At 36.1% G+C, this 11,658-nt stretch carries 10 protein-coding genes; all 10 read left to right on the top strand.

What is annotated here, in order from left to right; translation table 11 throughout:
* Window positions 1-6: 6 nt before the first annotated feature.
* The 10 genes from HS1_RS06595 (at window position 7) to HS1_RS06550 (ending at window position 11,657) form a co-directional block, all read left to right on the top strand.
* Window positions 7-828 carry an ABC transporter substrate-binding protein gene (locus tag HS1_RS06595; protein ID WP_066062648.1) on the top strand — a complete coding sequence of 274 codons (822 nt, stop codon included), beginning with the start codon at window positions 7-9 and terminating at the stop codon, window positions 826-828.
* Window positions 821-1,825, top strand: coding sequence for a FecCD family ABC transporter permease (locus HS1_RS06590; RefSeq protein ID WP_066062645.1), 1,005 nt, complete (start codon window positions 821-823; stop codon window positions 1,823-1,825). Before HS1_RS06595 ends, HS1_RS06590 begins: the two co-directional genes overlap by 8 nt.
* Window positions 1,818-2,612 (top strand): ABC transporter ATP-binding protein, encoded by a 795-nt coding sequence (locus HS1_RS06585; protein WP_066062642.1) that lies wholly within the window; start codon window positions 1,818-1,820, stop codon window positions 2,610-2,612. Before HS1_RS06590 ends, HS1_RS06585 begins: the two co-directional genes overlap by 8 nt.
* Window positions 2,613-2,675: 63 nt before the next feature.
* Entirely contained in the window at window positions 2,676-4,379 is a 1,704-nt protein-coding gene (locus HS1_RS06580) for a glutamine--tRNA ligase/YqeY domain fusion protein (RefSeq protein WP_066062639.1), read from the top strand.
* 175 nt (window positions 4,380-4,554) lie between these two features.
* Window positions 4,555-5,112 carry a hypothetical protein gene (locus HS1_RS06575; RefSeq protein WP_066062636.1) on the top strand — a complete coding sequence of 186 codons (558 nt, stop codon included), beginning with the start codon at window positions 4,555-4,557 and terminating at the stop codon, window positions 5,110-5,112.
* Window positions 5,113-5,500: 388 nt separating this feature from the next.
* On the top strand, window positions 5,501-6,457 hold the full coding sequence (locus HS1_RS06570) for a PhoH family protein (RefSeq protein ID WP_066066481.1): 957 nt from the start codon (window positions 5,501-5,503) through the stop codon (window positions 6,455-6,457).
* Window positions 6,458-6,464: 7 nt separating this feature from the next.
* Window positions 6,465-8,870: an HD family phosphohydrolase gene (locus tag HS1_RS06565; protein WP_066062633.1), complete on the top strand. Its 2,406-nt coding sequence runs from the start codon at window positions 6,465-6,467 to the stop codon at window positions 8,868-8,870.
* On the top strand, window positions 8,767-9,228 hold the full coding sequence (gene ybeY, locus HS1_RS06560; protein WP_082757687.1) for an rRNA maturation RNase YbeY: 462 nt from the start codon (window positions 8,767-8,769) through the stop codon (window positions 9,226-9,228). Before HS1_RS06565 ends, ybeY begins: the two co-directional genes overlap by 104 nt.
* Window positions 9,209-9,931: a pyridoxine 5'-phosphate synthase gene (locus HS1_RS06555; RefSeq protein WP_066062627.1), complete on the top strand. Its 723-nt coding sequence runs from the start codon at window positions 9,209-9,211 to the stop codon at window positions 9,929-9,931. Before ybeY ends, HS1_RS06555 begins: the two co-directional genes overlap by 20 nt.
* The gene (locus HS1_RS06550) at window positions 9,921-11,657 is read left to right on the top strand and encodes a sensor histidine kinase (RefSeq protein WP_066062624.1); all 1,737 of its coding nucleotides are present in this window, start codon (window positions 9,921-9,923) and stop codon (window positions 11,655-11,657) included. The genes HS1_RS06555 and HS1_RS06550 overlap by 11 nt, the downstream gene beginning before the upstream one ends.
* The last annotated feature ends 1 nt before the right edge of the window (window position 11,658 follow it).

The raw sequence follows: 11,658 nt of genomic DNA, 5'->3' as shown, positions 1-11,658 counted from the left end.
AAAGAGATGAGAAAGTCAAAATTATTTTTCTTAATACTTTTAGTTTTATGCTTTAATACTACAGTTTTCTCTCAAGATGCCCCTAACAGGATAATTTCATTAGGGCCATCCCTAACAGAAGAACTCTATCTTTTAGGGGCTGAGGGAAAAATTATAGGCTGTACTACATATTGTAAATGCCCTAAGGAAAAGGTAGGGAATGTAATAGAGGTAAATGTAGAAAAGATCTTGAGCCTTAAACCAGATTTGGTTCTGGCTACCTCCCTCACCAATCAAAGAGATATAGAGAAATTGAGGTCTTTGGGAGTAAATGTAATCACCTTTAAAACGCCAAGGAATTTTTCTGAAATCTGTGAGCAATTTTTGAGATTGGCAAGGATAGTAAGAAAAGAACAAAAGGCAAAAGAAATAATAAAGCAGGCAAATACGGAAATTGAAGTCATAAAGAAAAGAATAAAAGATTTGCCAAGGCCGAGGGTCTTTATCCAGATAGGGGCAAGACCCCTTTTTACTGCTACAAAAGACTTATTTATTAATGACTTAATTGAACTGGCAGGTGGGATAAACATCGCCTCTTCTAAGACCGGCCTCTATAGTCGAGAGAGGGTAATTGAAGACAATCCTGATGTAATTATTATTGTAACTATGGGAATTGCTGGAGAAAGAGAGAAAAGGCAGTGGGAAAGTTATAAGGTAGTTGAGGCAGTGAAAAGAAAAAGGATTTATTTTATTGATTCTGAGAAGGTTTGTAATGCCACTCCTTTAAGCTTTATAGAGGCATTAAAGGAGATAGTAAAACTTATTCACCCTGAAATAAAAGATGGATAAAAAACGCATCCCTTGGTTTCTTTTTATTTTACTCTTTAGTATAATGCTTTTAGTAGTAAGTGTAGTTTCTTTTTCTGTAGGCACCAGTCATATTACTTTCAGGAAGATCATTTCTACCATTTTAAATGGAAAGCAAACAATAACACATACTATCCTTTTTGATATTCGTCTACCCCGCATACTACTAGCTTTTGCTATTGGAGGGGCATTGAGTATTGCCGGTGTTATCTTACAAGCTATGTTTCGGAATCCATTGGTTGAGCCTTATACATTGGGTATATCTGGAGGGGCTGCCTTATTTGTATCTTTAAACATCGCCCTTAAGCTAAATCAAAGATTTGGCCTTTTGTCTCTACCAACTTCAGGAATTTTAGGTTCAATTGCGGTTATTTTAATACTCTATGTCTTAAGTGTCAAAAAGGGAGTGTTAAAAATACAGGGGTTATTACTTACAGGTGTGATGATAAGCTTCATCTCATCTTCACTTATTATGCTCATTATGGCTGTATCTCATACAGAAGGCCTTCATAGGATTGTATTCTGGATTATGGGGTCTTTAGAAGAATCTAATTCATTACTTTTAAAATTAATGCTTCTAGTATCTTTTTTGGGATTGGGTATCTCTTATCTTTTTTGTTTTGACCTAAATGCCCTTTCTTTAGGAGAAGAAGAAGCCCTCCATTTAGGTATAAATGTAGAAAGGACCAAAAAGTTTCTTTTTGTCGTAGCATCAATGCTTACGGGCTTTAGTGTCTCAATTGCAGGGATTATTGGTTTCGTGGGTCTATTTGTCCCTCATTTCGTCCGGATGATGGTGGGAATTGACCATCGTATCTTACTTATCAGTGCCTTTCTTTGTGGTGCAAGTTTTTTAATCCTCTGTGACACATTGGCCAGGATAATTATTTCTCCTCTGGAGTTACCAGTAGGAGTAATTACAGGAATAGTGGGAGGAGGGCTCTTTATTTATGCCCTAACCAAAAAGAAATATGCTTGAGGTAAAAGGATTAACTTGTGGATATAACAAAAGATTTATCTTAAAAAATATCAATTTTAAGCTAAAAAAACATGCACTCCTGGGGATAATAGGCCCTAATGGGTCAGGAAAGACTACTTTGCTTAGGGCTATTACCAAGATAATTAAGCCTCAAAAAGGCAAAATTCTATTTGAGGGGAGAGATATCTGGCAGATGGGGTTTAGGGAACTGGCCCAAAAAATGGCATTCGTCCCACAGGCTCCATTATCTTATGAAGTTGATATGACTGTGGAAGAATTTGTGCTTTTAGGAAGAATTCCCTATCACAAGGTATTTCAATTTTTAGATACAAAATATGATAAGGCCGTAGCTAAAAAGGCTATGGCCTTAACCCATACCTTGAACATTAAGGCCAGATTTATTCCTGAATTAAGCGGGGGTGAAAGACAACTTGTTTATTTAGCTAGGGCGCTTGCTCAAGAACCAAAATTGCTCCTTTTAGATGAACCTACTGCTCACTTAGATATCGCTCATCAAATAAAGATTTTAGACCTTATAAAAAATCTAAATAATTCATTTAAACTAACAGTCATTATTGTATTACATGACCTTAATTTGGCCAGTCAATATTGTAATGAGTTAATTTTATTAAACAATGGCTATTTGTATAAAATGGGGACTCCGCAGGAGATTTTAACTGCTGAAATCATTGAACATGTTTACCAAACAAAAGTTATAGTTAAAGAGAAATTTATTTCTTCAAGGCCTTATATTTTTTGGGATTTTCATATGGAAGACCTGACTTGAATCAAATATAAAAATGTATAAAATGAATGCTAGAGAATCAAAAAACAGGCAATAAGGACAAAAATGGAAGATAAAAAAGGAATTATCCTACCACCCAGTTTTATAAAAACCATTATTGAAAATGATCTTAAAAGCGGAAAATGTAACACTGTTATAACCAGATTCCCACCTGAACCTAACGGGTATTTGCATATAGGCCATGCCAAAGCCATCTGTATAAATTTTGGATTGGCCCAAGAGTTTGGTGGTAGATGTCATCTGAGATTTGATGATACCAACCCATATAAAGAGGAAGAAGAATATGTTGAAGCCATAAAAGAAGATGTAAAATGGCTAGGTTTTGATTGGGGTAAGCATCTATACTATGCCTCTGATTATTTTGAAAAAATGTATGAATTTGCTATTCAACTTATTAAAAAAGGCAAGGCTTATGTATGTGATTTGACACCAGAACAAATCCGTGAATATAGAGGCACACTTACAGAGCCTGGAAAAGAAAGCCCATATCGTAACCGTTCAGTAGAGGAAAACCTTGATCTCTTTAAACGCATGAAGGCAGGAGAATTTGAAGAGGGCTCACGGGTCTTGCGTGCCAAGATTGATATGTCTTCACCCAACTTGAATATGCGAGATCCAGTAATGTATAGAATTATTAAAAAACCCCATTATCGTCAGGGAAACAAGTGGAATATATATCCTACCTATGATTGGGCACATTGTCTAGAAGATTCCATTGAGGGTATTACCCATTCATTATGTTCTCTGGAATTTGAAGACCACCGGCCTTTATATGATTGGTTTCTTGAGCAGTTGGATAATGTCCATCGTCCCAGGCAGTATGAATTTGCGCGTTTAAATTTGACTTATACTGTTTTAAGTAAACGTAAATTGATAGAACTTGTGCAAGGTAAATATGTATCAGGATGGGATGACCCGAGAATGCCTACTATACGAGGCATGAGGAGAAGGGGTTATCCGCCTGAAGCCATACGCAATTTTTGCACTAGAATTGGTATATCAAAAAGCGAGAGTATAGTGGATTTCGCTTTGCTTGAACATTGTGTAAGAGAGGTTCTTAACAAACAGTGCCCGCGAGTAATGGCAGTGCTAAATCCACTTAAGGTGATTATTGATAATTATCCTGAAGAGCAATGTGAAGAGTTGGAGGCCATTAATAATCCAGAGGACCTTACCATGGGTACACGTAAAGTGCCCTTTACCAAAGAAATTTATATTGAAAAAGAAGACTTTATGGAAAATCCACCCAAAAAATTTTTCCGCCTTGCGCCTGGCAGAGAAGTAAGATTAAGGTATGCTTATTTCATAAAATGTGTTGATGTGGTGAAAGATGAGAAAACAGGTGAAATTAAGGAATTGCATTGCACTTATGACCCTGCTACTAGAGGGGGAAATGCCCCAGATGGTAGAAAAGTAAAATCTACACTGCACTGGGTGTCTGTGAGACATGCTATAAATGCGGAAGTTCGTCTTTATGATAACCTATTTATAAAGCCTGACCCCCTGGATGTGGAAGAAGGAGAGGATTTTAAATCAAATTTAAACCCCAATTCTTTAAAAGTATTATATTCTTGCAAGATAGAACCTTCTCTTGCCAAAGCTAAACCAGGTGAACGATATCAGTTTGAGCGCATAGGCTATTTTTGTGTGGATAAAGATTCTTCTGAAAACAGACTGATTTTTAACCGTACAGTAACACTCCGGGATAGATGGGCAAAGATTCAAAAAAGTAGTTTCAAAAAGGTGTGATTTTTGCCTCAGCATTGTGTAATTTTAACTACAATGAGAGGAATGGAGATAGAGCTTGGTGCTTCTTGTTTAGTGGCAGGTAAGTTTATAAAATACTATGAGGGATATTTATTAAGCTTAAGTTAAATTTTTCTCTTTGGTTTAGGCACAAAAGTTGCATGCCATAATTTATAAAATGAAAAGGAATATTATACCTTTTTTAATTTTTTTAATTTCAACTTTTATATTAGTTTGGAAAGTGGAAGCCAAAGATAGAAAAATGCTTACAGAAAGGAGAAACATTGCCTTTTATAAAGATTTTGAAGGTGTAGCATATAACAGAATTAATTATAAATTATCAGAAATTAGATTTAATTATATCCTCATGGATCTGGGTTTCAAACCTGAGGGGAAATATCAGCTTGCTTATTATTCCAACCAATCATTTAAAAACTATGCACCCTGCTTAAGAAATGGAATTGCATTTAAAAGAGATAAAGAACCTGATATTATTGTTAAATATAAAAAAAATTATTCCATGTGGCCCAGGGCTTGGTTTGGACTTCCCCAAGATGTTGCTCCTACTGGCATTTCAACCACAGTCCAGCTTTTTTTCTACCGCGAAGCGAGTAAGCTTGGTCTGAGTATTAAACCATTGAATTATCCATTAGAATTGCAAACACAGCCTAAAGAAAACTTGCTAGGAATGTGGCAAGAAGCGGAAATAATGTGCACTTTTTGCTTTCCTTTTTAAACCCTATCAAATTGAGAAAGATTTAAATAGGAGTTTTGCCAAAATCAGCGATTGATTTTTGAGGTTGAGTATTGAAAGAAAAAAACGGAGCGAGCGGCGGGGGCTGATAGGTTTGTGGATTTTCTTTTAAAGTTACTCCTTTCACAACTAGGCTGATTGCTAAATACTCCAATAGGTCTCAATCTTTCTTCCTTCAATAATTTTTCCCTGGAGGATATACCCTATTTCCTTATGTTATCACACACTTTTTATTTTACACTGCCCGATTTGGGACAATTGCACTCCTTTGCTTTATATGGTATAGAATATCAAGGCTTTATAAAAACCCTTTAATTTTATTAAAGAGGTTCAAAAATTGGGATTAGCAGTAAAGGCAGAAGAAAAGTATATGGTTAAGCGGGTATTTGAAGACATTAATATTATGCGCAGATTACTAAGTAATGCCCATATTTCAGCTATTGAACAAAATATACAGGTTAAACTCAATTTACGTGGTAATCAACTGATAATAGAAGGAGATAGATTAGATGTAGATTTGGTAGATAATCTTTTGAGTCAATTTTATGATTTGATACGTCAGGGATACCCTGTTTATCCTAGCGATATAGAATATGGTATCAGGTTACTCCAGAGTGATGCCCATATTAATTTGAAAGACATTTTTTTAGATACCATCTATATTGTTTCTAAAAAAAGAGTTATTACTCCTAAGACTAAAACACAAAAGGAGTATATTGAGGCCATCAGGCATTATGACATTGTATTTGGTATTGGTCCTGCGGGGACAGGTAAAACCTATCTTGCTATGGCCATGGCACTTTCTAGCCTTATGCGGGGAGATGTCATCCGTATTATTCTAGTCCGGCCAGCAGTTGAGGCAGGAGAAAAGTTAGGTTTCCTCCCAGGGGATATGTATGAAAAGGTTAATCCTTATCTCAGACCCCTTTATGATGCTTTACACGACATGCTTGATTTTGATCGCGCCGCGAAATTTCTGCAAAAAGGTGTGATTGAGGTTGCTCCTTTAGCGTTTATGCGTGGAAGAACTTTAAATGATGCCTTTGTCATTTTAGATGAGGCCCAAAATACTACTTCAGAACAGATGAAGATGTTTCTTACTAGGTTGGGATATAATTCCAAGGCAGTGGTTACAGGTGATATTACTCAAGTAGATTTACCTGCGGGTGTTACCTCGGGACTAATAGAAACAAGGGAGATTTTAAAACATATTAGAGGAATTAAATTTGTTTATTTTAATGAAACAGATGTTATCAGGCATAGGTTGGTAAAAGAGATTATTCGTGCCTATGAAAAGGTAGAAAAAGAGAAATTAAAAAGTATCTAGAAAATAAATGAAAAAAAAGGACGGCCGATTCAAAAAGCTTTTTTCTTTTTATAAAAAAGACTTATTCTCTTGGTTGAAACCTCCTAAGTTGCTTTTTTCTTTGGGATGTTTTTTCCTCTCCAGTTTATGTATTGCCTTTATCCTTTATCCTCATTTAATACTTCCTCTAAAATCTTATCATTTGGGAGATATAGCCCAAACTGATATTAGAGCCAAGCATGATTTTTTAGTAGAAGACAGCCTTACCACCGAGAAATATCGCCAACAAGCACGAGAGAAAATCGCCCCTGTATATAAATTTGATGAAAAACTATGGCCTGGATTAAAAACAAAAATTCACATGGCCTTTAAAAATATGCGTGAAATTATGGAAGAAAACAGGATAAAAAAATTGGCTAAAAATGCTGTTCAAACAGTAGAGAAAAAGAGGAGCTCTTTTAAAATCATAACAGATGGAGAAATGAAGAAAAGATTTGAGTCCATTTTAGGTATAAATTTGACTTTAAAGGAGTTTAAAACCCTAAAACAAAAAAATTTTTCTCCTGTTCTGGAAGAAATACTTTTAGAATTATTAGAACCTTTATATTTACGGGGTATTGTTAAAAACAAAATGGCATTGCCAAATACCAAGTATGGAATTGCGCTTGTTTTTACCTCCTCTAAAAGAGAAGAAAAGATTTATAATCCAGAAAAACTTCTTGGATTAAGGGAAGCAAAACATGAAATAAATTTGAGAAGTTATGATTTCTACCGCGAAGTTGGAAAAGAAACAACAAATACTATTGTTAAAGTTGCCCTCAATCTTATTCAACCTAATATTTATTATAGCGCCGCAGAAACTGAAATCAGGAAACAAAATGCAGCTAAGGCAGTAAAACCTGTATTTTATCAAGTAAAAAAGGGAGAGATGATTGTTCGGGAAGGGGAAAAAATTGATCAGAAGCAACTTCTCAAGATTCAAGCACAACAAAAGACCATTTCTCAAAAACAATCACGGCTTTTATTTGTGGGTATAACTGCCCTTATTTTTGTCCTTCTTTGGACCAATAAAATAGTATTGAAAAACATTAAAAAGGATTTTCTAGAAAAAAAATCCGATTTATTTTTCTGGTTAAGTAATATTTTGTTATTTCTTATTTTAAGCCGTATTGCCTTGGAAATAGGAAACCTACTTTCCCAAAGGATTTCTTCTCTTTCCTCTCAATTCTTCATTTATGCCTTACCTCCAGTGGGGGCGACTTTATTGATAGTTTTATTTACTGAACCCAAAATAGGAATTGTCCTTGGCAGTTTAATGGCTGCCTTGATGGGTCTTATGTTGAATTCTCCTGTATTTTTCTTATATTTTTTAGTAGGCAGCTGGTGGGTAGCTTTTAGATTAAGACCTTGTCGGCATCGGAGTAAACTTATAAAAGTGGGTGTAGAATTAGGTCTAATTCAGATGGCATTGACCTTTGGTATCTTGGCTCTAGAAAACCCCTTAAACGTGTGGCAGATAGGAGCGAGTTTTGTTTTTGCTGGTCTGGGGGGTGTAACTACAGGCATTATTGTTTTAGGATTAACACCTATAATAGAAATTATTTTTGGCTATACTAGTGAAATTCGGCTTTTGGAATTGGCCAGTCTTGACCAGCCCCTTTTGAAAGAACTTATGGTTAAAGCTCCAGGGACTTATCTTCATAGTGTAATTGCCAGTCAGATGGCAGAAGCAGCAGCTGAAGAAATTGGGGCAAATTCTCTGTTGGCAAAGGTAGCTGCTTATTATCATGATATTGGTAAGATGAAAAAACCTCTTTATTTTGTAGAGAATCAAATTGGGATAGAAAATAAACACGATAAATTGACACCTTCTATGAGTGCCCTCATTATTATCTCTCATGTCAAAGAAGGAGTAGAATTAGCGAAACAGTATCATTTAGGGCCAGAAATTATTGATATTATTAAGCAGCATCATGGTACTAGGTTGATTACTTACTTTTATCAAAGGGCCAAAGAACAAAATCGGGATGTAAAGGAAGAGGATTTCCGCTATCCTGGCCCCAAACCCCAAACAAAAGAAGCAGGGTTAGTTATGTTGGCAGATGGGGTGGAGGCTGCCTGCCGTTCTCTTACTAATCCTGTTCCTTCTCGGATTAAGAGCACAGTGCAAAAGGTCATTTCAGATGTGTTTTTAGATGGGCAATTAGACGGATGTGAGCTTACTCTCAAAGACATGCATAAAATTGCTGAAAGATTTAGTAAAGTTCTTATTAGTATCTTCCATCCTAGAATTGAGTATCCAGAATCTCCTGCAAAAAAGGGGAACGGACATGAAAGTAAGAATAAAATGTTCTTTGTCACATCCCATACTTACAAAGAACATAGCTCAAAAGGCGAAGTTACTTCTCACCACATTAGGTCTGGTAAACACTGAATTAAGTATTGTTTTGGTAAATGATGAAGAGATGAAGCGCCTTAATCAACAATATCGTCATAAAAATGTCCCCACTAATGTGCTTTCTTTTGGTATGCATGAAGGAAATCTTCAAGGGATTAATCCTGATTTATTGGGAGATATTGTTATCTCCTTAGAAACAGCTCAAAGGGAAGCAGTAGAATGTGGTTTTAGTTTAGAAGAAATGATAGATTTTTATCTTATTCATGGTTTATTGAATCTTTTAGGGTGCTATTCTGATAATCCTGAACATGAAAGAAAAATGCGCCAGTTATGGCGTGTATTAAAACACCAACCCTACTGGGAGGAGGAGCAAAATGGCAAAGTTGGCAGTTAATGTTGACCATGTAGCTACCATTAGGGAGGCAAGAAAAATAAACGAACCTGACCCAGTAACTGCAGCTGCTTTGGCAGAACTAGCTGGGGCAGAGGGGATTGTTGTGCACCTACGGGAGGATAGAAGACATATCAAAGAGAGGGATGTTTACATCCTGCGCCAAACTGTAAAAACAAGTTTAAACTTAGAAATGGCTGCGACCGAAGAAATGGTCAAAATTGCTATAGATATTAAGCCTGATATGGCCACTTTAGTACCTGAAAAAAGGGAAGAGTTGACAACAGAAGGTGGATTGGATGTAGTTACTCAAAAAGAAAAAATTGCCCAGGTTGTGAAACAACTCCAGACAGAGGGTATTAAAGTCAGTCTTTTTATTGACCCTGAACCTGCCCAAATAGAGGCATCTAACAGAGTTGGAGCAGATATGATAGAGCTTCACACGGGGCGATATTGTGATGCAAGGGGAGATGCACAAAAAGAAGAATTAAAGCGTTTGTTATATGGAATAAAATATGCCCATGACATGGATCTAGTGGTAAAAGCAGGTCATGGACTTAATTATGTAAATATAAAGCCCCTAGTCAAGGTAAAGGAAATTTATGAATTTAGTATTGGGCATAGTATTGTGGCTAGGGCAGTATTAGTAGGTTTTGAACGGGCAGTGAGAGAGATGGTTGAAATTTTAAAGGGAGATGAAAATTAAATTCCCTTTGAATCTTAAATATATATGGTGGGTAATAATTGCCCTGTTTCTTGTTTTTCTCTCAGTCTTTTTCAGTATAAAAGGCAAATTTGAATATGAAGACATTGCCATTTATGAATTTAATCAACAGCAATTAGCTATTGCCAGGAGCATTGCCAGGCAGATTGAAAATAATTTTACCTTTCTCCAAAGGTATTTGGCGTTAATAACTCAGTTCAAGAAAGAAGCCCTATTCCTTAGTCCTCTATCTAGTCATCCAGAAATTCGGGATTTACCAGTGATAAAGGTTACCATAATTGGACCCTCTGGCCCAAAAAAGATTATTACTTCTTCAGGAGTATATACAGAGGTTGGAATTAGTGAACGAGAAGGTATTTATCTCTCTTTGGTTAAAAAAGGACAAAAAAAGTATATCAGTAAAACCTATCTTTTAGACCCTAATTCCATTCCGCCTGCCTGGGTAGTAGATGTAGTATATAGTAATGGTCAAACTGTGGTTGTATGGACTATTGATGTATTAAAAATTTGTAGAGATGCTACTTATGATATTCGTTCAGGGAAAACGGGTTATGCCTGGATTATAAATAAAGATGGTTATTTTCTGGCTCATTATGAAAAAAACTTTGTTGGAAAAGATGCCTTTGCAGTTCGAGCTAAGCAAAATCCGGTTATTTCTTTCACTAGGATTAATAAGATCCAAAAACAACTCCTTTTGACTGGTAAGGAAGGAACAAGCTGGTATATTTCTGGCTGGCATAGAAAGAGAAAGGGTGTAATTAAGAAATTGGTTGCCTATACACCAGCATATTATGGAGGCAGAAAAGATAAAGATAAATTCTGGGGAGTAGCGGTAGTGGCTCCTATAGATGAGGTCAAAAGTGTTGTTCATGATGCCTTGGTATATCAATGGGGGTTGAGTTTAACGACCTTTTTAGTCATTTTAGTCACTATGCTATATGCTTTTTACCAAAGAGGACAGTATACTCGCCAATTAGAAAAAGAAGTAGCCCAAAAGACTCAAGAAATTAAAAGAGCACACCAGGCATTACTCCGCTCAGAGCGCTTGGCAGCTATGGGTAGAGCGGTGGCTTATATAACTCATGAAATCAAAAATCCTCTAATAGCCATTGGTGGTTTCTCTACTCAATTGCTTCGTTCACTCAAAGAGCAAGATGCAAGAAAAAAACTGGAGATTATTGTAAATGAGGTCAAACGCCTAGATGCCTTTTTAAAAGACATTGGTCAATTTGCTAAAGAGGCAATGCCCCAAAAGGAAGTATTTAATATAAATGAGATAGTTGAAAAGATAATAACCATGGTGGAATCTGAATTAGTGGGCCGAAAGATTAATTTAAAAACTCAGTTAGCTACTATTCCTTTGTCTGTTTATGCAGATAAGGACCAAATAGAGCAAGTCTTGCTCAATGTGGTGAAAAACGCCATAGAGAGTATGCCTGAAGGAGGACAGCTTACTATTGAGACCTGCAAAAACAAACAAGTGGTGGTTAACATTAAAGATACTGGGTGTGGCATTCCTAAGGATTCTTTAGATAAAATCTTTGAACCCTTCTTTAGCACCAAAAAAGGAGGCACCGGTTTGGGTCTTTCTATCTGTTATAAACTTATTAATGTGAATCAAGGTGAGATCTGTATAGAGAGTGAAGTAGGCAAAGGGACGATAGTGACGCTCCGCTTACCTTTATCATCAGAAAGTAAAAAATTTTAAA

It is taken from the genome of Candidatus Desulfofervidus auxilii (genome assembly GCF_001577525.1).
GTDB lineage: Bacteria > Desulfobacterota > Desulfofervidia > Desulfofervidales > Desulfofervidaceae > Desulfofervidus > Desulfofervidus auxilii.
Note: the sequence above shows the minus strand (reverse complement) of the source record. Positions and strands in the feature narration are given on the sequence as shown.